Origin of the sequence: Aerococcus loyolae (genome assembly GCF_002871915.2) — a bacterium.
GTDB classification, from domain to species: domain Bacteria; phylum Bacillota; class Bacilli; order Lactobacillales; family Aerococcaceae; genus Aerococcus; species Aerococcus loyolae.
Genome location: NZ_CP126958.1, coordinates 496,093 through 519,360, shown reverse-complemented (window position 1 = coordinate 519,360; position 23,268 = coordinate 496,093). Strand labels below are relative to the sequence as shown.

The 23,268-nt window shown below is 44.7% G+C and carries 19 protein-coding genes; 3 read left to right on the top strand and 16 right to left on the bottom strand.

Annotated features, from left to right (window positions below):
* Nucleotides 1-15: 15 nt before the first annotated feature.
* The 9 genes from rpe to gmk form a co-directional block, all read right to left on the bottom strand.
* Entirely contained in the window at nt 16-663 is a 648-nt protein-coding gene (gene rpe / locus CJ190_RS02295) for a ribulose-phosphate 3-epimerase (protein WP_064293559.1), read from the bottom strand.
* Entirely contained in the window at nt 660-1,592 is a 933-nt protein-coding gene (rsgA, locus tag CJ190_RS02290; protein WP_064293558.1) for a ribosome small subunit-dependent GTPase A, read from the bottom strand. Before rsgA ends, rpe begins: the two co-directional genes overlap by 4 nt.
* Complete coding sequence (gene pknB, locus CJ190_RS02285; protein ID WP_064293557.1) at nt 1,585-3,636, bottom strand: Stk1 family PASTA domain-containing Ser/Thr kinase; 2,052 nt, start codon at nt 3,634-3,636, stop codon at nt 1,585-1,587. Before pknB ends, rsgA begins: the two co-directional genes overlap by 8 nt.
* Nucleotides 3,633-4,376, bottom strand: coding sequence for a Stp1/IreP family PP2C-type Ser/Thr phosphatase (locus CJ190_RS02280; RefSeq protein ID WP_064293556.1), 744 nt, complete (start codon nt 4,374-4,376; stop codon nt 3,633-3,635). The genes pknB and CJ190_RS02280 overlap by 4 nt, the downstream gene beginning before the upstream one ends.
* Nucleotides 4,377-4,387: 11 nt before the next feature.
* Entirely contained in the window at nt 4,388-5,782 is a 1,395-nt protein-coding gene (gene rsmB / locus CJ190_RS02275; RefSeq protein WP_168162777.1) for a 16S rRNA (cytosine(967)-C(5))-methyltransferase RsmB, read from the bottom strand.
* A complete protein-coding gene (fmt, locus tag CJ190_RS02270; RefSeq protein ID WP_064293554.1) occupies nt 5,757-6,713 on the bottom strand; it encodes a methionyl-tRNA formyltransferase in 957 nt (318 codons plus the stop codon). The genes rsmB and fmt overlap by 26 nt, the downstream gene beginning before the upstream one ends.
* A 44-nt stretch (nt 6,714-6,757) precedes the next feature.
* Nucleotides 6,758-9,190: a primosomal protein N' gene (priA, locus tag CJ190_RS02265; protein ID WP_064293553.1), complete on the bottom strand. Its 2,433-nt coding sequence runs from the start codon at nt 9,188-9,190 to the stop codon at nt 6,758-6,760.
* A 124-nt stretch (nt 9,191-9,314) separates the two neighbouring features.
* Nucleotides 9,315-9,539, bottom strand: a complete 225-nt coding sequence (rpoZ, locus tag CJ190_RS02260) for a DNA-directed RNA polymerase subunit omega (RefSeq protein WP_013669681.1) — start codon at nt 9,537-9,539, stop codon at nt 9,315-9,317.
* A 2-nt stretch (nt 9,540-9,541) separates the two neighbouring features.
* Entirely contained in the window at nt 9,542-10,168 is a 627-nt protein-coding gene (gene gmk / locus CJ190_RS02255) for a guanylate kinase (protein WP_064293552.1), read from the bottom strand.
* Between the two features lie 348 nt (nt 10,169-10,516).
* Here gmk and CJ190_RS02250 point away from each other — a divergent pair, with 348 nt between their 5' ends.
* The gene (locus CJ190_RS02250) at nt 10,517-10,897 is read left to right on the top strand and encodes a hypothetical protein (protein ID WP_064293551.1); all 381 of its coding nucleotides are present in this window, start codon (nt 10,517-10,519) and stop codon (nt 10,895-10,897) included.
* Between the two features lie 405 nt (nt 10,898-11,302).
* On the opposite strand, the gene cls is transcribed toward CJ190_RS02250, so the two are convergent.
* The 6 genes from cls to rpsO form a co-directional block, all read right to left on the bottom strand.
* On the bottom strand, nt 11,303-12,763 hold the full coding sequence (gene cls / locus CJ190_RS02245) for a cardiolipin synthase (protein ID WP_064293550.1): 1,461 nt from the start codon (nt 12,761-12,763) through the stop codon (nt 11,303-11,305).
* 139 nt (nt 12,764-12,902) lie between these two features.
* On the bottom strand, nt 12,903-13,508 hold the full coding sequence (locus CJ190_RS02240) for an energy-coupled thiamine transporter ThiT (protein ID WP_070598032.1): 606 nt from the start codon (nt 13,506-13,508) through the stop codon (nt 12,903-12,905).
* Nucleotides 13,509-13,527: 19 nt separating this feature from the next.
* Complete coding sequence (locus CJ190_RS02235; protein WP_064293548.1) at nt 13,528-15,348, bottom strand: ribonuclease J; 1,821 nt, start codon at nt 15,346-15,348, stop codon at nt 13,528-13,530.
* Between the two features lie 96 nt (nt 15,349-15,444).
* A complete protein-coding gene (locus CJ190_RS02230) occupies nt 15,445-16,488 on the bottom strand; it encodes an aspartate-semialdehyde dehydrogenase (RefSeq protein ID WP_064293547.1) in 1,044 nt (347 codons plus the stop codon).
* A gap of 265 nt (nt 16,489-16,753) precedes the next feature.
* Nucleotides 16,754-18,874: a polyribonucleotide nucleotidyltransferase gene (gene pnp, locus CJ190_RS02225; RefSeq protein ID WP_064293546.1), complete on the bottom strand. Its 2,121-nt coding sequence runs from the start codon at nt 18,872-18,874 to the stop codon at nt 16,754-16,756.
* Between the two features lie 175 nt (nt 18,875-19,049).
* Nucleotides 19,050-19,319, bottom strand: coding sequence for a 30S ribosomal protein S15 (gene rpsO, locus CJ190_RS02220; protein WP_013668480.1), 270 nt, complete (start codon nt 19,317-19,319; stop codon nt 19,050-19,052).
* A gap of 224 nt (nt 19,320-19,543) precedes the next feature.
* On the opposite strand from rpsO, the gene CJ190_RS02215 reads away from it, so the two are divergent.
* A complete protein-coding gene (locus CJ190_RS02215) occupies nt 19,544-20,434 on the top strand; it encodes a phosphatase PAP2 family protein (RefSeq protein ID WP_064293545.1) in 891 nt (296 codons plus the stop codon).
* Between the two features lie 334 nt (nt 20,435-20,768).
* Here the strand turns inward: CJ190_RS02215 and uvrB are convergent, their stop codons facing one another.
* Nucleotides 20,769-22,763 (bottom strand): excinuclease ABC subunit UvrB, encoded by a 1,995-nt coding sequence (gene uvrB / locus CJ190_RS02210; protein ID WP_064293544.1) that lies wholly within the window; start codon nt 22,761-22,763, stop codon nt 20,769-20,771.
* Nucleotides 22,764-22,944: 181 nt separating this feature from the next.
* On the opposite strand from uvrB, the gene rpsT reads away from it, so the two are divergent.
* Nucleotides 22,945-23,199 (top strand): 30S ribosomal protein S20, encoded by a 255-nt coding sequence (rpsT, locus tag CJ190_RS02205; protein ID WP_060777862.1) that lies wholly within the window; start codon nt 22,945-22,947, stop codon nt 23,197-23,199.
* Nucleotides 23,200-23,268: the final 69 nt, after the last annotated feature.

The following is a 23,268-nucleotide window of genomic DNA, read 5'->3' as shown; positions in this document are numbered from 1 at the left end:
TTTCCTCACTCACTTTTAGCAGCAAGCATCCCGCAAGGAAGCGATGGCTTGGTTAGAATCCCCTTTGTAGACATAAGAGCCGGAAACAAAGACATCCACCCCTTGGTCGTAGCACTGACGAATGGTGGTGTTATCGATCCCTCCATCGACTTGGATTTGATAATGGTAGCCTTTTTCCTGACGGATTTGGTCCAGTTCAGTCATTTTTTCTACCATATCTGGAATGAAGGCTTGGCCACCAAAACCCGGGTTAACCGTCATGACTAAGACCATATCAACCATATTCAAGATCGGTGTGATGGCTGATACTGGAGTTGCTGGGTTAAGCGCTACCGCAGCTTTCATGCCTTGGGATTGAATATTTTGAATGGTTCGGTGTAAGTGGGTGACCGCTTCAAAATGCACCGTCATGCTATCTGCTCCCGCTTGGGCTAAGGATTCGATATAGTCATCTGGATTATCTACCATCATATGGCAATCAATGAAGAGTTTGGTGTGAGGACGTAGGGCTTCCACCATGGGCGCACCAAATGTGAGGTTTGGGACAAAATGGCCATCCATAATATCCACATGGACCCAGTCTGCTCCAGCCTCTTCAATTCGGGCAACTTCTTCACGCATACGACCGGTATCAGCATTTAAAATACTTGGGGCAATTTTCATTTCTTCTTCCTCCTATTTTTCTGTTGGTAATCGGGTTTTTTATTAATAATTTCCTGCAAAAATTCCACATAATGGTCATAACGACTTTGACTAATCTCGCCTGCCGCTAGGGCTGCTTTAATCGCACATTGGGGCTCGTGGGTGTGGGAGCATTCCCGAAACTTACAGGAGTCACTCCGATCTCTCATTTCAGGGAAGTAGTTTCCTAGGTCTTCCTTTTCAATGCTATCTAAGCTTAAACTGGAAAAGCCAGGCGTGTCGACTAGCTTCCCCCCATAGACATCATGTAATTCAACATGGCGGGTAGTGTGCTTGCCCCGACCCATTCCCTTAGAAATTGCAGCCGTTTCCTTATGGAGGTCAGGCAATAGATGGTTTAACAAGGTGGTCTTGCCAACACCCGACTGCCCCATAGCGGCGATGGTTTTCCCTTGAAAGAGTTCAGTAAGCAAATCATCGTTAGCTTGAGCCATGGCTAAATTGGTTAAGACCTGGTAACCCAGGGACTGGTAATTAGCCAAGAGCGGCTGCAATTCCTCACGTTCTGCTTCATCGAGTAAATCTAACTTAGAAAAGTAAAGCGCTGGTTGGATCCTTTGGCTTTCACTATAGACCAACATGCGGTCAATCAACTTGCTAGGGATTTGTGGTTGGGTCACGGAAGCAACGACAAAGGCTAAGTCAATATTGGCCACAGGTGGCCGGTCAAGCTCATTTTTACGCTCTTTGACGGCAGTTAAGACTCCTTCATGGGGATTATCTGCTTGAAAGCTGACATAGTCACCCACTAAGGGGGTCAGCTGTTCCTTACGAAAGAGACCGCGCGCCCGGGTTTGGTAGATCTCCCGACTATCTTGGTCTTCAATATAGTAAAAGCCACTCAAAACCTTAACGATCTGGCCCTGTTTTTCTATTTGTCTATTAGTCATCGCCTGGTTTCACTCGATTCTCTAAAATCGTCTTGCCGTCACGAACCACCTTAAAACGAGCGGTTTTATTAGGCTCAGTTTCAAAACTCAAAGTATAAGACTTATCGTCAGTGATGGTAAAGCGATCAGCCACTTCATTGTAAGAATGGTTTAAATCATCAATGTAAATTTCAATCTCATTGGCTGCCTGCCGTTGGGAATTAGATTCGCCATCAGAATCTCCACGAGATCTTTTTCCCTTGTAAGGAATAGTGATGGTGTGACGGAAGCTGTGGGTTGGCTCCTCCTCAGGTCCTAAAGAAAGGGTCACCGTCAAATTCGCCCCGCGGTTAAAGTTGGCTCCAGGCGCAATACTTTGGGAGACTACTAATCCCTTAGGCACCGAATCCGAATTAGCTTCATTAAAGCTGACATTCAAGCCCACACTTTGGGCATATTGTTGGACGCCCGCTTGGTTTAAGCCTTGGAGGTTGGCCATCGTTAAGGGTTCCTTACCCAGACTCACGACCAAGTGCAGGTTGGTTTCACTAGCCACTACACTAGCCCCCGGAGCTGGATTTTGGGAAATCACTTTACCCTTTTCCACCTCTTCACTATAGACTTCTTCACTACTTACGGAAAAACCTTTCTTCTCGGCATCTTTTTTAGCCTGTTCTAGGGTCTGGCCTTGGTAGTTAGGAATTTCAATGGGTTCCTTACCCTGGCTAATATAGAGGTCAATGGGCTGGTCAGCCTTGACTTTTCTCCCACTGCTAGGATCGGTCCGGATCACTCGTCCGCTTTCCACCTGGTCGCTATATTCTTGATGACTCTCACCCAGGCTAAAGCCATTATTGACCAGGCTATTACGGGCCTGGTCTTCGGTCATATTGGTCAGATCAGGAACCGGTTGACTTTGCCCCTGGCCAAAGACAAAGACGCCAAGAAGCAATAAGATGGCCAAGAGACCCCCAATGAACCAAGGCCATCTCCGCTTGGGCCGACTGGATGTTTTTGGCGGAGCTGCTTTTATTTTTGGCTCGGTTTTCGCTTCTGCCTTTTGACTCGCTAAGCCGGCACCGAGCGGCATGGCCTTGGTCGCTTGAGCCGTTTCTTTGGGCTCTGGCTGAGCTTCTGTGGAGACCTTTCTTTCGTCAGTAATTTGTTTTTCGATCGCGTCCTTAGCCATAACGATAGTCTCGTTCTTCATCAATGAAGGCGTAAATGGTGCCTCATTGGCCCGGCTGGGATCCAGACAGGTCGCTAAATCTTGTCGCATCTGTTCGCAAGTCTGATAGCGCTCATTAGCTTCCTTGGCCGTCGCCTTCATGATAACATTTTGCATGGCTTGGGGGATATCGGAACGGAACTGATTAATATCCGGTAAGGATTCTTGGAAGTGTTGAATGGCTATGCTAACGGCGGATTCCCCGTCGAAGGGGACCTGGCCAGTGAGCATTTCAAAGGAAACAATTCCCAAACTATAAATATCCGATTGGTAACTAGCCATCGATCCCCGCGCTTGTTCAGGGGATAAATAATGGACCGAACCAATAATGGTATTGGTCTGGGTAATTGAAGTCTCAGTAGAGACCAAGGCAATCCCAAAGTCCATGATTTTTACCTGGCCATCGGGTTTAATCATGATATTTTGCGGTTTTAAGTCCCGGTGGATAATCCCTTTTCGGTGGGCACATTCGACCCCAGCCAGGATTTGCATCATGATTCCTTGATAAGTTTCTTTACTGATGGGATGGTTTTTGCGAATAAATTGTTTAAGGTCAATTCCCTCAATGTATTCCATCACGATATAGTGGCCATCATCATCGTCACCGACATCGTAAATATTAACAATATTGGGGTGGTTCACTTCTGAAATCGACATGGCTTCCCGTTTGAAGCGCCGAGTCGCGTCATCCATATCCGAAGTCCCAATGCGGAGGAATTTAATGGCGACCTCCCGTTCCAAAATCGGATCATAAGCTAAATAGACGGTTGCCATCCCTCCAGAGCCAAGGTGGCGGATAATTTCATAACGATTACCAATCACTTGACCTTGTTTCATGACACATCCCCTCCCTCAATCCTGGCCAGGACCACCGAAATATTATCTCGGCCCCCGGCTTGGTTGGCCGCAGCGATTAAGGCCTGAGCCGCCTGATTAACATCTTCATCGCTAGCGATAATCTGACTGATATCATCATCAGTCAGCATATCGGTTAAACCATCTGAACAGAGTAAGAGCATGGTCTGAGCCTCTAAGGCAAACACCGAAATATCCACCTTAATATCTTCGCTTACCCCCACCGTCTGAGTCACAATATTCTTTTGCGGGTGGTTTTGGGCTTCAGATGGGGTAATCATCTTCATATCCAGGAGTTCTTGGACAAAGGAATGGTCGCGGGTCAAAGGCTTTAAGGCCTCCCCATCATAGCAATAAGCCCGACTATCACCCACATGGGCGACAATCCCCTTTCCTTCAATAATCGCAATCCCCACAATAGTGGTCCCCATGCCTGACAAATCATTATATTTTTTAGAAGCTTGTAAAACCCGGTCATTAGCAGAAACAATATTATCCTCCAACCAAGTTTGAACCGCTTCAGTATCGGTCTTAGGAGATTCCTCCCAGGCATGGCCGACTGCATAAAGGGCCATTTCACTGGCTACATCCCCAGCATTATGGCCGCCCATGCCATCACAGAGCAGGAGTAGGGCCTGCTCGGCTTGATTATAAAAAACCCCTACTTGGTCTTGATTTGAGCTTCTAATTTGACCAGTATCGGTCAACTGACTAACTTCCATAGTAATTGCTCCTAACTTTGTTTTTCTAATAAGGCGACAAAAAATCCATCGCTATTAAAATGATGCGGTAAGATTTCCAGGCAAGCGGCATTGATCAATGATGGCTTTAAAACTTCCTGCCACTCGGCCCCAATGGCTTTGAGGGCGAAGTCTGGGTGGGTTGTTAAAAATTTTTCGACCACTTGCCAATTCTCTTCTGCTGTTATTGTACAGGTACTATAGACCAAGCGGCCAGCCTTTTTTAGTAAGGGAGAGACATTATTTAAGATTTCTAATTGAATTTTTTGCAAATTCTTTAGATCTTGAAAATCCTTGTTTAACTTGGTATCCGGTTTACGCCGGAAGAGGCCCACGCCTGAACAAGGAGCGTCAACTAAAATCCCATCAAAGCTTTCCGCTGGAAATTTTCTCCCGAGTTGACTGGCATCCCCTTGTTGGATACTTACCTGTTGGTCGACATGCATGCGTTTAACATTATCAGCAATTAAGGCTAATTTATTCTCTGCAATATCAAAGGCCAAGACCTGGCCCGTTTTGCCCACATATTCTCCTAATTGAACCGTCTTTCCACCGGGTGCCGCACAGGCATCTAGGACCCAGTCGCCAGCTTTGGGGTTCAAGATATCGACAGCTAAGCTGGCAGCCTCATCTTGAATGGTAATAATTCCCTTCTTAAAGAGTTCAGATTGAGCCGGATTGCCAGCCTTAACCTTAAGCTGATGAGGGGCTAAGTCACTGCTTTGATTAGGGAAACCTTGATCGGCTAAAATCTGGCTAATTTTATCCTGGTTCTGCCAATAGTCCCGACTAATCCGCACATTAACCTGGGCTGGTTCTGCCATGGCTTGAGCGATCTGCTGGGTAGTTTCAAAGCCAAAACGTTGAGTAAAATATTTCACCCAGTCTAAGGGCAAGCTAGTCTCTAAGGAAAGAACATAGGCCTGGTCGCTTGCCTGCTGGCTAATAAAGTCTTCAATCGTCGGATAGGTCCGGAAAAGGTTACGCAGGGTCCCATTGGTAAAACGTCCCAGGGTCTGGTTGCCGCGCTTCTTAGCGATGCGTACGGCTTCGTCCACAATGGCGTGGTCAGGAATGGCATCGAGGTAATAATGCTGGTAGGCTGATGATTCTAATAGGGCTAGCAGCCACTTCTTGGTCCGCTTATAGCGTTTCAATACCTGTTTTAAAAGTTCTTGGAGGGTCCAATGAAATTGCAGGCTACCGTAAACTAAGCGGGTATAGAGGTCACGGTCCGAGTCAACTACCCAACTATGGCTGAGCACTTGGTTGACTTCTTGATTAACAAAGGCCTCGCCCTTATAGACCAGGTTCAGGGTTTCCATGGCTTGGTAGCGGGCGCTAGCTTTGAGGCCTGAGGGTTTATTGGAATGTGTCGCCGACTTCAATTTGACCCGCTCCTCCATTAATAAAACTCGTAATATCCATGGCCTTCTTCCCTGCTGGTTGGATTTCAGTAATAGCTAAGACGGTTCCCTCTCCGCAAGCCACTAGGAAACGGGCCGGTTTCTTGTCAATAGCAATCACTGTTCCTGGGACTTGGTCAGTTTCTTCGTCTTCAAGCACTTCACTTGCCCAGATCTTCCAGCGTTTATCATCAAAGAAAGTGTGAGCCACCGGCCAGCTATTAAAGGCCCGAACTTGGTTATGGATTTCTTGGGCAGTATTGTCCCAGTTGATTCGTTCCTCTTCCCGGGTGATATTAGGTGAAAAAGTCGCTTCCGATTCATTTTGAGGAGTCTCAGTCACTGTTCCATCAAAGAGAGCGGGTAAGGTTTCTAGCAATACTTGACTCCCCAGTTCACTCAAGCGGTCAAACATTTCAGCGACAGTGACTTGGTCATCAATAGGGATAGCGGCTTGCTTTAGGATTGCTCCAGCGTCCATTTTCTTAACCATACGAATAATACTTATCCCAGTCTCTTTTTCCCCCTTCCAGATGGCGTAGTGGACAGGTGCCCCGCCCCGGTACTTGGGTAGGAGGCTGGCATGAACATTAATGGCTCCGTATTTAGGATAATTCAATAAACGCTCGGGTAAAAATTGCCCGTAAGCAGCCGTCACAATTAAATCGATATCCCCCTGGCTGAGCAGCTGGTCGAGGTCTTGGTCTTGACTAATTTTTTCGGGTTGGTAAACGGGAATATCAGCTGCTTGGGCGGCTTCTTTAACCGCTGAAGCTTGGAGGCGGTGTTTCCGTCCCACGGGTCGGTCAGGCTGGGTAACCACGGCGCTCACTTCATAGTCCGGGTGGTCAATTAAGGCCTGCAGACTCCTTACCGAAAATTCTGGCGTCCCCATAAATACAATTTTTTTCATAATGAATAACTTCCTCCTCAGTGCAATTCCTGTCCCCTGTTTTCCTACAAGAAAGATAAAGGCTCGACATCAATAGAGACATAGAGTTTCTTTTTACTCCAGTCTTGAGCCAAGTCACGGATTTCTTGGAATAAGGGCTGAATGTGTGCTTGATTGCGGTACTGGTACAAAATTTGATAATAATAACGGTTTTTAATCCGAGAAATGGCATTTTGACTCGGTCCAATGACATAGTCTTTACTGCCCTGACTACGTTCACGTAGTAAAGTAGCTAAGGTTAAGGCCGCTTTTAGGGCATCTTTTTCATTAAAGTGTGAGATAGACAACCTGATGGTATAGAAATAAGGGGAATAATGGTTGAGTTTGCGGTAGGTCATTTCCTTTTGGTAGAAGCGGTCATAGTCGTGGTGTTTAGCAAGTTGTAGGGCATAGTGGTCGGGATTAAAGGTTTGAATCATGACCCGCCCTTCCAAGTCACCCCGGCCTGCCCTTCCACTCACCTGGGTTAAGAGCTGAAAGGTCCGCTCTGAAGCCCGGAAATCAGGCAGGTAGAGGGAGGTATCCGCATTGATCACTCCCACTAGGGTAATATTAGGAAAATCTAGCCCCTTAGCAATCATTTGCGTTCCCAGTAAGATATCCGCCTCGCCACTAGCCACTTTGGCTAACAAACGCTCATGGGCGCCCTTTTTCCGGGTGGTATCATTGTCCATCCTGACCAAGTTCTTGCCCGGAAAAAGTTGGTAGATTTCTTCTTCAACCTTTTCCGTGCCGCTGCCAAAGGGGCGTAAGTGCTGTCCCTGGCAGAGAGGACAAACTTGGGGGTAAGGCCGGCTATAGCCACAATAATGGCACTGCAAACTGCGGTCACTGTAATGATAGGTTAGGGAAACATCACAATTTTGACATTGAAAAACATAACCACAATCCCGACACATGACATAATTGGCATAGCCCCGCCGGTTAAGCATGAGAGCCACTTGTTGGCCTTGGCTTAAAGTCTGATCGATGGCTTCTTTGAGTGAACGGGAGAATTGATAGTAATTTTTATGCTTAAATTCTTCCCGCATATCGATCAAGTCGACTGCCGGCAAGGCCTTGCCGTTAATCCGTCCAGGCAGACTAAGCAAGTGGTAGACCCCATTTTGGGCCCGGGCTCGGCTTTCTAGAGCAGGGGTTGCTGACCCTAAGACTAAGGGACAGGAATGATAAGAGGCCCGCCACTTGGCCACATCCCGGGCATGGTAGCGGGGGGCTTCCTCTTGTTTATAGGTGGTTTCATGTTCCTCATCAATAATAATGATGCCAATATTATCAATCGGGGCAAAAATCGATGACCGAGCTCCGACGACTACCCGGGCATCCCCCCGGCGCATCTTCCGCCATTCATCAAAATGCTCGCCAACACTTAATTGACTGTGAAGAACAGCGACCAAGTCCCCAAAGCGCCCCTTCAACTGGGCCACCATTTGTGGGGTCAAGGCAATTTCTGGCACCAATAAAATCGCAGTTTGCCCTTGGTCGAGGGCTTGGCGGATTAATTGCAGGTAAACTTCTGTCTTCCCACTACCCGTCACCCCTTGCAAGAGGTAGGTATCATTGACTTGATCACTGATCGCCTGTTTAACTTCTTGGTAAACCTGACTTTGGTCATCGGTGAGGGGCTTATCTTGGGTTCTTTCTTGATAGCGGTCAGCATAAGGGTCACGGTCAACTTCAACCTCAAACAACTTTAACCAGCCGAAATCTTGGCCACGGCGGATAGTTTGTAAGGAGAGGTCATAATTCTCCCGCAACCATTTGACGCTCACCCGCCGCCCTTCAAGTTCCATGAGCACTTCACAGAGTAAGATTTGCTTTTTAGCAGTCTTTCTAAGTTGGTCGCGCTCCTGTTCTAATTGTTCTGCATCCAGGAGTGGTTGGATCCATTTTTCAGTTTTATAATGTTTGCGGTCGGCAACCCGGTAGTCAACACTCACCTCGCCTGTCTCTTTTAAGACCAAAAGGTTTTTTAACTGTTCGGCTTCTTCTGCCGCCTCCCAGGACACTTCTTCCTGGTCTTTAAAGTAGCTTTTTCGGTGTTGATAAGTCAATGTCTCACTAGGAACGAAGTACTTATGGTAGTCCACCTTTAACAAGCGGGGCAGCATGGTTTGGTAACAAGTCACCACATAAGAAAACAAATGCTCGGCCATATCCCGGCCTAAACTTAACATTTCAGGAGTTAAAACCGCTTGGTCATCAAGCAGGCTAGTAATCTCTTTGAGTTCACCCTCAAATTCACTAGTTGCGGTTAATTCCACCACATAGGCCAGTACCTGGCGGACACCAAAGGGAACTTGGACGCGCATGCCCACCTGAATCAAGTCCTGATAGCGGTCGGGAATATAATAATCATAGGGATGGTCAGTCTGCATGGTGGGAACATCAACAATGACCCGGGCAAAACGGGGGGCTCTTGTCTTTTCTAAGACCATATCCATTCTCCTTTCCGCTATTTCTCTATCTATTGTACTAAAACTTAAATCAGCTTCCAACTATCTCTAGTTTTTCAAAGCACGAAAAAAAGACCGGCTAACCGATCTTTGTTCGTGCTTATTATTAGTTAAGGCTTTCGTCCTTAGCTAGAGAATCTGGATCAATACCTAAGTCACCGGAATTAATCTCTTCTAAGGCTTGACCAACATACTTAGGCGAATGATAGTCTGTTAACATCGGATTTTGGTTTTCTTGAAGTTCGTGGGCCCGTTTAGCGGCAATGGTACACAGAGAATATTTAGAATTTACTTGCTTTAACAAAGAATCAATCGATGGATAAATAATCATAATTAATCTCCCTCTCCTAGATAATTCTCAACAATATCGTCAATAAAACGGTCAACTTTCAAATGTTCTGCCTTAATGATAGTTTGAATCCGCTTTACCGCTAGATCCACATCATCGTTTTCCACCACATAGTCATATTGGGTCATTAATTGCAACTCGGTGCGAGCTTTGTCCATCCGTTCCGCAATCACTTCTGGACTGTCCGTTCCCCGGTTAACAATGCGTGATTCCAATTCTCTTAAGTTGGGTGGCGCCAGAAAAATGAAAACCCCATCAGGCATCCGCCGTTTTACCTGCAAGGCACCCTGTACTTCAATTTCTAAGAAGACATCCTTTCCTGCATTAGTCATTTTATCAATGTAATCCAGGGGTGTCCCGTAAAAATTTCCTACATATTCCGCATATTCTAACAACTTTTCATCTTCGATCATTTTCTCGAATTCTTCTCGCGATACGAAAAAATAATCCTTTCCGTCTACTTCCCCTTCACGTGGTTGACGTGTAGTTGCTGAAACGGAATAGAAAAATTGATTTTTTTCTTGATCAGTCTCAAATAATGCTTTACGGACCGTCCCTTTACCTACCCCAGAGGGTCCTGAAAGCACAACCAATAATCCTTTCGATTTCATAGAACACCTTTCATCCTTTAAAAGTTTATAAAGTGTATCATACCACAAATTAAAAGACTTGTCGTAAATTATTTAAATAAAGTAAATAATTAAAAAGTCCTTATTCTTTTCATGACTAAGTGTCGCATGGCATAAACAGGCAGCCACACAATCTTTATTAGAGTTAAGTTCATTTTAGCATAGATTTATCCCTTTGAAGCGATTTTACTTCACTTAAAAGCTTTCTCACCTATAAAAAACATCTGTTCGAATTCCACTTGACACTAGAACGAACGTTCGCTATACTATAAATCAGTTAGAACAAACGTTCTGAAATTGTTTATTTTTATTATTTAAGGAGGGTCTAAGATGCAAAATCCAAGTCAATCGTTCTCATGGAATAGCTTAATTCATAACATTATCCCGATAAGTTCACAGACAAACGTCGCTAGACCGTTACAGTCCATTAATAAAAACCCCGCTGAAAAGCTTGCAGACCTAGCGCCTAGTTCAGAAAATGACGCCCTATCCAGTCAGATCAAGGATTACCAAAAACAACAGCTCCCCGTCTACATTACCGTGAGACGCAATATGGGCAATATGTATACCAAGGATACCCTCTTTGGCTATTTTCAAAAATATTCTTCCCATCCCCAAAGTCAAATGGTTATCTTTGAAGATATCGATAGCGAGGTAAACTTTATGATCCCTAAGCAAGAAATCTTAGCTATTTGGGAACCCAATGCCTAGAGCCAGCACTAATTCATCCTGATTCAATCACTTTACTAAATAAAAACCTCTACCATCACCAAAATAATTTCTCAATCATCGTTTAACTAAGAAAAAGCCAGTTTACTCACTTTCTTGATGTCCTTCCTAAGCGAAGCACTAAGAAATCCCCCAGAGAGTAAACTGGTTTTTATTTATCCGGCAATTGTTATTTATTAAAAGAATTATTTCATCGAGTAACTTAGAGCAGGAGTGGCGCTTTGAATATAGTCGTTAGCCATGAAGAAGCAAGCGATGTGAAATAGGGCTCGTAGGCTTTAGCCTTACGATCCCTTTGAAGCTCGCTAGGTGAGGGACCTTGGCCCCAACCGATGCCATGGCTTCTAAACGACTAAATTTCAAAAGCAGAACGAATGCTCTTAAGTTTTATAAAATCGGTGCTAAGAGACGGGAGCCTTTTTGCTTGAACTTCTTCCAGCCGGATTGATTGTCGAAGTATTCTTGGGTTAAAACTGTAGAATCCTCTAAGTCACGTTCATATTGGGCAATCAATTCAGCTACTACCGCCTTATCATAGATAAAGGCGTTCACTTCAAAATTCAAGCGGAAGGATCGAATATCGAAGTTGGCGGTCCCCACACTGGCAATCCGGTCATCCACAATCATCATCTTAGAATGCAAGAAACCCTTGTCATAACGGTGAACATGGACGCCAGAGGCTAAGACTTCCTTACTATAGTATTCAGTGGCCCGATAAACAAAGGGGTGGTCCGGCTTACATGGGATCATGATATGGACTTCAATACCAGACAGGGCAGCAAGTTCCAAGGCCTCCAAAATCGGTGAATCAGGAATAAAGTAAGGTGTATGCAAGTAAATCCGGGACCTGGCCATGGTAATCATCTTCAAATACCCCATCTTAATTTGGTCGGTTTCATCTTCTGGACCCGAGGAAACAATTTGCATAGGCACTTTATCCTCAACCGGGAATAAGGGGAAATAGTCATGGGCCAATTCAGGTTCAGCCAGCAAGAGACTAGTATCCTCGTCCGTTGAGGCATACCAGTCAACCACAAACCGACTTTGCAGGGCTTGGACCGCCTCGCCAACTACCCGTAAATGGGTATCGCGCCAGTAACCCAAAGGCCCCTTACCGATATATTCCTTAGCGATATTAAAGCCGCCGATATAGCCAACCCGCCCGTCAATGACAACAATCTTGCGGTGGTTACGGAAGTTCAAGCGGAAATTTTGAATCCAGGTCGAGTAACCAAAGAAGGCCGAAGCCACTCCCCCTGCTGCTCGCAGCGGTTCTAAATCCTTATCCTTTAACTTACGACTTCCCAAGGCATCATAGAGGAGCCTGACTTCAACCCCCTCTTGGGCTTTTTTAGTCAAGGCGTCTAAGACCCGGTTACCGACCTCATCAGGAGTAAGGATATAGTATTGGATATGGATATGATGCTTGGCTGCCGCGATATCCTTTAAGAGGGCTTCAATTTTTTCCTTTCCTTCATCAAAAATTTCAACCTCATTATTAGCGGTTAAAATGGAAAAATTAGAGCGGTAAAGCAAGATAATTAATTCTTGCAGTTCAGGATCATAGTCAGAGATAAAACGTTGTTTGCCTGAGTCATCAATGTTTTTGTTGACTAGGGTGGTCATCCCCATGGCTTCCTTCTCATTCAATTGAAAGATCTGCTTATCAGAAATCTTCCTCCCCAAGAAAAAGTAAATCACAAAACCTAGCCCCGGCAGTAAGATTAGGACAAGTAACCAAGCCCAAATCGTCGCTACTGGTCGCTCTTGGCGAAAAACCGTGTAAATCGCCGACACCGTATTAATTAAAATAATGGCAATAATTAAAATATTTACCCAATTGGTCATAAATCCTAACCTCTCTCTCAAACTAAATAAGATTATAGCAAATTTCACAATAAATAAAAATAAAAACTAAAAGACATGTTTTCCCTAATAAGCAAAAGAGCTGGAGCCAGTGCTCCAGCTTCCTTGGGCTGTCTTTGCTTTAATCATCATTCAGTAAGCGAGAACGTTCACGCCTTGATATATAAGGCGTATTTTTAGGGATAAAGTTCTTAGCCGAAACATTCATAATCACAATCAAGATAATCAGGCTAAGGACAATATTCGCCAAGGCTGACAGGGCATTTTGTTGGAAGTTAACCTGGGTCGTTAGGCTAAGGTCACTGACTAGATATTCATAAGTCAGGAAACGCACTAAGAAATAGGCTAGCCATGCCAGGATAGTACCGGTTACCAAGTTAAGATAGGCCGACCCCATCCGACGGTTATGCAAGGTCCGTTGTAAATTACGAGCAAAGAGACCCGCAATGCCTAAACAACCACTAGCGATAATCATACCAATAATTTGACCGATATGGTCAGCCGGGTTATCCAGTCCAATGCAGGAAACAGCTCCTAACAAGAGGCCAGCGAAACTTCCGGCAAAATTTCCGCGCCTGAAAGCATAGTAAATCAGCAAGGTATAGCCAATCCTTAAAGCAATTCCCCACTCGGAAATAACCGCTGGGAAAATTAACTGAATAAGAAAAGCTAAGGCTAGGTAAAGTAAGCCTTCAACGATAATCACTAAACGTTGGGAAGATTTCATAACTTAGTCCTTTCTAATGCTAGGATTTTGCGTCTTGTTTCTGCTTGTGATTTTTATTGTGCTTGTTTTTTTGATTCGATTTATTATTTTTCTTGGCGTTATTCTTTTGGTTGGAATTGTTCTTTTGGTTGGAACTATTCTTTTGGTTTTCTTTCTTAAAGTTACGCTTACCACGACGGTGAGATGATTCCATGATCACCGGTAAAACCATGGGCCGGCGGTTGGTTTCCTTATAGAGGTATTTAGCCACCACTTCGCGAATTTTACCCTTTAAGTCGGCCCAGTCAAAGTTTTTAGGATCAGCTAGGGCTTTCTCAACCTCTTCACGCACCAGTTCTTTGCTGGCGTTGAGGAGATCAGTACTTTCCTTCATAAAGACAAAGCCCCGAGAAATGATTTCAGGTTGGGAAAGAATCTTACCTTGGCTTCTCGAAATGGTCAAGACAATCACAAAAATCCCATCTTCTGAGAGGATACGGCGGTCACGTAAGACAATATTACCAATATCGCCAACCCCACTCCCATCAACCAAGACGTTCTCAGAAGGAACTGAGCTGGCTAGGCGAAGTTTGCCCTTCTCGTATTTAAGGACGTCACCCTTTTCAAGTAGGAAGATATGGTCATCATCATAACCTAGGCTTTGAGCAATTTTACCATGAGCGTGTAAGAGACGGTATTCTCCTGACACGGGCACCACATAGTCTGGATTGAAGAGACCTATCAAGACTTCCAAGTCCTTGGGGGAAGCGTGACCACTGGATTTATAGGCTGATAAGACTTGTAAGGCATGGCCACCAGCCCGATAGATTTCATCTTCGGTATCCGCCATCACGGTTTCTAAGCCCACGGATGGACTCGAAGTAATCAAGACCAAATCGCCCTTTTGAATTTTAATATTCTTGTGTGACCCCTTGGACATGGCTTGTAAATTGGTTAAGATTTCCCCGTATTCGCCAGTCTCCAAGATAATAATTTCATCATCAGCAAAGTTCTTTAAATTGTCATTGGGCTGAATCAGGTTCTTAGAAGGAATGGTGAGCTTGTTCAAGCGGATGGCCACATCGATAATTTCTTCAATTTGGTCGCCTGATAAGAAGACATGGCGGTTAGTTGCCCGCGCCACATTTAAGACTTGTTGGATCCGTAATATATTACTATCCACCGTGGCTAAGACGACCCGACCACTGGCCTTGTCCACTTCTTTTAAAATGGCCTGTTCCAGTTTTTCTTCCGAGGTGTTCTCAAAATAGGAATCCGCATGTTGGGAATCACTCAAGAGGGCAATTACCCCAGATGAGGCAATTTCGCCAATGCGGTTAAAGCTGGTCTTATAACCATCACCAACCGTCAAATCAAATTTGAAGTCCCCAGTATAAACAATGCTACCTTCTTCAGTTTGGACTGCAATCCCTAGGGATTCTGGGACCGTGTGGGTCGTACTGAAGAACTTAACAACGGCATCGTCAAAATCAATCTCGTTAGAATCATCGATCACGTAGAAGTCTTTGAAGTTCTTAACCCCACGCTTCTTACAATTGATCTTAGCTAATTCAATGGTCAATTCCGTCCCAAAGACGGGAACATTAACCTCTTTTAAGAGATAAGGCAGGGCTCCAATCGCATCGGCATGGCCGTGGCTCAAAAAGACCCCAGCTACCTTATCCTTGTGTTCAATGATATAGGTAAAATCAGGGATCATGATATCGACCCCTAACATTTCATCAGGTGGGAAGATTAGGCCACAGTCCAAGATAAAGATCTTATCGTTGACTTCGACCAGGTACATGTTCTTACCATCTTCACGAACACCACCCAATGGAATAATACTTATTCCACTCATTACAACTCCTCTTTCTTCTTACAAAAATTCTTTATAAAGGAAAGAAGCATCTTTATAACCTATTGGTAAAGATGCTCACTTCATCTTTTATTGCTTTTAGATCAAATCCCGAGCAATTAAGGTTTCGGCAATCTCGATGGAATTATAAGCCGCACCCTTCCATAAATTATCGGAAACGATCCATAGATGGAAGCCATTCTTCACATCCAGGTCTTGACGAATCCGTCCCACAAAGGTCTCAGGACGGTTAACTGCCTTAACGGGTTGCGGATAGACTTGTTGCTTTACGTCATCTTCCACAATCACATTATCGGCTTGGTCTAAAACAGCCATCAAGTCCTCAATGGTCACATCATCACGGTCAATTTCGATATAAACGGATTCGGCGTGACCCTTAACGACCGGTACTCGAACGCAGGTTGCTGAAACCGGTAAATCAGGACGACCTAAGATTTTCTTAGTTTCATTGGTCATTTTCATTTCTTCAAAGGTATAGTGGTTGTCTTGGAACTTATCAATTTGCGCTAGGACATTGAAGGCCATTTGATAATGTTTTTCATCACCAGCGACCGGTAAAATTTTAGGTTCATCAATTTCATCACCGGATAAGATATCACGGAATTGATTTTCCATTTCTAGAACAGCCCGAGTCCCTGCACCAGAAACCGCTTGATAGGTTGACACAATGACCCGCTTTAAGCCAAAAGCCTTTTCGATTGGTCTTAAGGCCATCACCATTTGAATGGTTGAACAGTTCGGATTGGCGATGAGACCGTGGTGGTTATCCATGGCTTCTTGGTTAACCTCTGGGACAATCAAAGGAGTGTCTTCATCCATCCGGTAGGCGCTGGTGTTATCCACCACAACTGCTCCAGCTTCAACCGCCTTAGGAGCAAATTCTTTAGACCGATCGCCACCAGCTGAGAAAAAGGCAATATCGATACCCTCAAAAGAATCAGCAGTTAATTCTTCTACAGTATATTTTTCATCGCCCACGCTTAATTCTTTTCCAGCAGAACGGCTAGAAGCCAGTAAACGCACCTTGTCATAAGGGATCTTGGATTGCGCTAATAAGTAACGGAGTTGTTCGCCCACAGCTCCGGTCGCACCCACAATAGCGATATTATATTTCTTTGTCATGTTTACACTTCCTCTATTTTCATGTTCGATCAAGCTTATAACTCATTTTACCAAATTATCAAGGCTTTCACAAATTAACTTCATTGTAAAGTATCAGTAGGCAAAAAAAGAGTGCGACAAGTGCGTCAAAGAACCAGATGGCTGAAAGAAAATACCATAATCTGAAGCAGACGCTTGTTTTTCGCTTGAAGCAGGTTTTGATGAGATCCTTCCTACTAAAAAAGGCTGGAACTTTTGTCCCAGCCTTGCTTTAAAAAAAATAAACTTATTCAGCATCTTTGTCGGTCAGAGCTTTCATAGAGAGGTTGATCCGACCGCGGTTATCGACTTCAATGACTTTGACTTGGACTTGGTCGCCAATTTGGACCACATCTTCAACCTTATTGGTGCGTTTGTGCTGGAGTTCCGAAATATGAACCATCCCGTTTTGCTTAGGGGTTAATTGGACAAAAGCGCCAAATTTCTCAATCCGAGTAACAGTCCCAGTGAAGACTTGGCCAACTTCAATTTCCAAGGTAAGTTCTTCAATGATTTCGATAGCCTTATCAATCATAGCCTCATCACTAGACGAAATACTTACTTGGCCATCGTCATCGATATCAATCTTGACTCCGGTAGCTTCGATAATCTTATCGATGGTTTCGCCGCCCTTACCGATGACTTCACCGATCTTTTCAGGTTTAATTTGGATCATCTTAATCTTCGGTGCATAAGGGCTGAGATGGTCGCGTGGCGCATCCAAGGTGCCTTGAAGATGGTCCAATAGCTGCATCCGAGCCACTTTAGCTTGGGCTAGGGATTCCCGGAGGATATCTTCTGTGATCCCTTTGATCTTAATATCCATTTGCAAGGCGGTAATTCCTTCACGGGTACCAGCTACCTTAAAGTCCATATCACCTAAGTGATCTTCAAGGCCTTGAATATCGGTTAGAATAGTATATTTGTCGTTATCTTCTTGGTCCATAATCAAGCCCATGGCAATCCCCGCTACAGGTGCTTTGATCGGCACACCTGCATCCATCAAGGCCAGCGTCCCGGCACAGATAGAGGCTTGGGAAGAAGACCCATTAGATTCTAAGACTTCAGCCACTAAGCGAATGGTATAAGGAAATTCCTCTTGGGAAGGAATCACTCTTTGCAGGGCCCGATGACCTAATTCCCCGTGACCAATTTCCCGACGGCCGGGTGAACCGTAACGTCCGGTTGATCCCACTGAATATTGAGGGAAGTTGTAGTGGTGGATGAAGTGCCGTTCGGTTTCAGGGCTAATCCCATCCAAGGGTTGGTATTCAGATAGAGGGGCTAGGGTACATGCAGAGAGGACTTGGGTTTGTCCCCGGGTAAATAAACCGGACCCATGAACCCGTGGCAAGAGGCCTACTTCTGAAGAAAGGGGACGAATTTCGTCAATCTTACGCCCATCAGGACGGACCTTGTCTTCGGTAATCAGACGGCGAACTTCATCATATTCTAACTTATCAGCTAGAGCCACAATTTGATTATGTTTAGCGACAAAGTCTTCGTCATCTAAGAATTGGCTATCGTAAAACTCAATCATTTCGTCCTTGACCGCTTGAACGCCCTCTTCACGTTCCAACTTGTCAAAGATTTGGATAGCGTCAACCATTTTTTGATGGTAGCGGGTATAAACTTCCGCTTCATTTTCTGGAGCAAAAGCTTCCGCTTCAAAAGGCATTTTTTCTTGACCAACTGCTTGGCGGATCTCTTCTTGGAAGTAGCAAAGTTCCTTAATGTTAGCATGACCAAACATCAAGGCTTCTAACATTTCTTCTTCACTTAATTCTTGAGCAGAGGATTCCACCATATTAATAGCAGTTTGAGTCCCAGCAACGGTCAGTTCCAAGTCAGATTGGGCTTGTTGGTCTAGAGTCGGATTAATCACTAGGTTACCATCGACGCGACCAACATTGACTCCCGCAATGGGACCATCAAAAGGAATATCCGAAATGGTTAAGGCCACAGAGGACCCTAACATTGCAGCCATTTCTGGGCTACAGTCGTTATCCACTGACATGACGGTGTTAATCACTTGGACTTCATTTTTAAAACCTTCTGGGAACATTGGCCGGATAGGGCGGTCAATCAAACGGGCAGTTAAAGTGGCATGTTCAGTTGGTCGGCCTTCTCTTTTAATGAAGCCGCCTGGAATTTTACCGGCAGCGTATTGTTTTTCTTCATAATTCACTGTAAGAGGGAAGAAATCTTGCCCTTCTTTGGCTTCCTTAGCCCCAACAACAGCGGTTAAGACGACAGTATCTCCGTAGCGGACTAGTGCCGCAGCATTAGCCTGTTTAGCCAGTTGCCCGACTTCGATTTGGAGCGGACGGCCCGCCCAATTCATTTTAAATACTTGTTTTTCAGACATATTTACTCCTTTTCTACCCCAACCACCTACTAAGCAAGGTTATATGTTTTTCCTAAAGCACATAACTTTGATTAGTAAGAGGTCAATATAGGGTGCTTTAGCTAGATTTTACTTTAAAAAAAGCGAGACTCCAAAGAATCTCGCTTTTTGTGGGCTTGGAACCCTTTCGCTTCAATTAACGACGTAAACCTAAACTCTTAATTAAGTTACGGTAACGAGTAACGTCTTTGTTACGTAAGTAAGCTAGTAAGTTACGACGGTGACCGATTTTCTTCATTAAACCACGATATGAGTGGTGGTCTTTCTTATGAGTTTTAGCGTGTTCGTTAAGGTTGTTGATATCTGCAGTTAATAAAGCAATTTGTACTTCAGCAGAACCAGTATCCCCTTCATGTGTTGCGTATTTTTCGATAATAGCGTCTTTTTCTTCTTTAGTTAATGCCATTATATTCACCTTTCTTTCTCTTGTATTTTTCCATAGTCTGAGTAAGCCGTTGGTGATTCGGCTGACCAAGAAAATGGTTGTGCTATAGCACAGCAGTCATTATACGAGAAATCGGCTAAACTTGCAAGAAATATCCCTAATTTTACTCGATTTCGCCAGCATTTTTTGGCCTTTTTCCAGTTTTTCACTTAAAATAAAGATAATTATAATAAAGGAGAAGACTTATGAAACATTTAGATCGAACATTCTTCCCCCATTTACTCGGCTCGCTACTTGCCTTGATCCCCTTCGCCTTAATTTGTTTAACGGCAGCCATCCACCCTGCCTTTATCCAAGGGGCTGATCAAGCGATTGGTGGGGCCCTGTTTGCTTGGGGGCCCCAGTGGTGGCAGACCTTTGTCACTTACTTCACTGAAATTGGGACGACAATTTATATTATTATCGCCGCCCTGATTATTAGTGCCATCCTCTATTTCTTCAAGTGCCGCTTCCTAGGGGTCTGGTTTTCTAGCCAACTTATTCTCGGTATCCTGCTCGGTAACCAAAGTATTAAGTATATTGTTAAACGCCCCCGGCCTAGCTTTATCCAACCCCTTATTGAACAAGGGGGCTATTCCTTTCCTAGTGCCCATTCTATGGGCAGCGTCTTAATGTACGGGGGCTTGTGCTTAATTGCTTTTTACTTTATCCGTTCTTACAAGAAGCGCCAAATCTTAGGGATTGCTACGGGCGTCCTCTGCCTGGCCATTGCCCTCAGCCGGGTCTACCTTGGTGTTCATTATTTTTCCGACATTATCGCCGGTCTATCCTTAGGGGTGGCCTGGTTAAGCTTATCCAGCACCCTCTTACCTGCTTTTCCAAGGGCTATTAGAGATGAGTCAACTGATCAAGAAGAAAAGCAAGCTGAAGACTGGGAAGATGAACCCGAAAGTGCGGACCCAGCTGAGCAGACAGAATCCACGCCTCAGCTCCACGTGATCCACAGTAAGAGTGAAGATCCAGACAAACAGGACCGCTTCATCACTAGCTTAGACACTGCTGAAGGCCAAGACTTAGCTGACGACTTAGAAAAATTGGAAGCAGAGCCTGACCCTAGTGATGACAATGAGAACTAGTTAAAAAAGGAAAAATAAGTCTAAAGAGCAATAGCTCCTCTTTGCTGAAATCAGCAAAGGGGAGCTATTCTTTTATTGTTATTTACTTTTTACTATATAATGGCCAATATTAAATGAAACAAACTATTAAGAAAATTTGAGCAGTAGTGGAGCTTTGAATTTAGTCGTTAGCCATGAACAAGCAAGCGATGTGAATTACGGATAGTCGGCGTCAGCCGTTACTAGCCGTTTAAAGCTCGCTAGGTGAGAGACCTTGCGCTCGAACCGGTGCCATGGCTCTTCAACGACTAAATTCAAAAGCAGAACAAATGCTCATCACTATTAATTACTAGCATCATTTAATCTTATATTCTGCCTTAAGTTCTAAGATGATATCCCGCAATTCAGCCGCTTTTTCGAAGTTCAGGTCTTTAGCCGCTTGACGCATTTCTAATTCCACATTGTGGACAGCTTCTTCTTTTTCATTGCGGTTCATGCCCCGGATGGTATCCATGAGCGATTCATTTTCTTCTGCATTATTCACTGCGGTAGTAATGCGGATGGAATCACGAATTTCTTTTTGGATGGTTTTCGGGGTGATGTTATGCTCTTCGTTATAAGCTTCTTGGATGGCCCGCCGTCTAGCGGTTTCATCAATGGCAGCCTGCATGGACCCGGTCACGGTATCAGCATACATAATCACATGGCCATTTTCATTACGAGCAGCCCGGCCAATGGTTTGGATCAACGACCGCTCATTACGGAGGAAGCCTTCCTTATCCGCGTCTAAGATAATCACCAGAGACACTTCTGGCACATCGATCCCTTCCCGCAGGAGGTTTATCCCCACCAGGACATCGAAGACGCCCAGACGGAGGTCACGGATAATTTCGGTCCGCTCTAGGGTTTTAATATCCGAGTGTAGGTATTTCACCTTAATGCCGACCTCTTCTAAGTAATCAGTCAGGTCTTCTGACATTTTCTTGGTCAAGGTGGTGACAAAGACCCGGTCGCCTCTATCTACCCGCTCATTAATTTCACTAATCAAGTCATCAATTTGCCCCTTAATGGGGCGAACTTCCACTTTGGGGTCTAAGAGACCGGTTGGCCGGATAATTTGTTCTACGACTTCGCCATTAGCCTTCTCAATTTCATAGTCTCCAGGGGTAGCGGAAACATAGATGGCTTGGTTAACCCGTTCTTCAAATTCAGCTAATTTCAAAGGCCGGTTGTCTAAGGCAGAAGGCAGGCGGAAACCATAATCGACTAGCTGTTCCTTCCTAGCCTTGTCACCGTTGTACATGCCGCGTACTTGGGGCATGGTCATGTGGGATTCGTCAACCATGAGCAGGTAATCATCAGGGAAGAAATCCAGTAAGGTATATGGGGGTTGACCCGGAGCCCGACCGTCCATATGACGGGAATAGTTCTCAATCCCATTACAATAGCCCATTTCTAATAGCATCTCAATATCGTAGCGGGTTCTTTGCTCCAGACGTTGGGCCTCTAAGAGTTTGCCTTGGTCATTAAACTTCTTCAATTGGACCTCTAATTCGGCCTCAATGGAGTCAACCGCTCTTTGCATCTTATTATAATCAACCACAAAGTGAGTGGCTGGATAGATGGGATAGTGTTTGACGTCATTTTTGACTTCACCGGTCAAAACATCGACTTGACGAATTCGATCAATCTCATCGCCAAAGAACTCAACTCGGATGGCTTCACTATCTCTAGAAGGCAGAAAGACTTCCACCACATCCCCGCGCACCCGGAAGGTCCCGCGGCGGAACTCAATATCATTACGCTCATACTGCATATCCACCAAACGCCGCATAAAGTCGTTACGGTCAACTTCTTGGCCTTGGCGGATGGAGAGCACATGGTTCTTATACTCCATTGGGTCGACTAAACCGTAGATACAGGACACCGAGGCCACAATGATGGTATCCCGGCGTTCCAGGATCGATGAGGTGGCTGAGTGGCGGAGCTTATCAATCTCATCATTGACTGAGGCCGATTTTTCAATATAGGAATCGCTGGAAGGCACATAGGCTTCCGGTTGGTAGTAATCATAGTAAGAGACAAAGTATTCGACTGCATTATGCGGAAAGAATTCCTTGAGCTCAGAATACAACTGCCCGGCTAGAGTTTTATTATGGGCTAAGACCAGGGTCGGCCGGTTGGTCTCCGCAATGACATTAGCCATGGTAAAGGTCTTCCCGGTTCCGGTACCTCCCAAAAGAACCTGGGCCTTATCGTTATTCTCCACCCCTTCAACCAGTTTTTTGATGGCTTGGGGTTGGTCCCCACTGGGTTGGTAGGATGATACTAATTCAAACTTGCCGTCCACTTTACTTCACTCCATTTTTTCTTTTCTCTTATCTAGTTTATCACGACTAGGGCCTAAACCCTATTTTAAGCTTCCAAGGACTAAATAAAATTTCTCTTGCCAGCCTGGTCAAATTTCTGTATAATATTCATGTTAGTGACCTGTTCACTTGAAAAAGCGAAAAAAGAAAGAGGTGGACTCCATGGCAAACATTGCATCAGCTATTAAACGCGTACGTCAAAACGAAAAGAACGCTGCAGTAAACTCTGCAAAAGTCAGCGAAATGCGTACCGCTATTAAACGTTTCGAAACTGCTGTCCAAGAAGGCGCAGATAACGTCGAAGAATTACACCAACATGCTCAAAAATTAGTGGACCAAGCAGTTTCTAAGAACTTAATCCACGCTAATAAAGCAAGCCGTATTAATTCACGTATGGCTCAAAAATTAAACAAGTAATTAAAAAAGCCACCGCTTCTCTTAACTGTGCTAAGCCGTTGAAGAAGCGGTGTTTTTTTGTGCATTTTT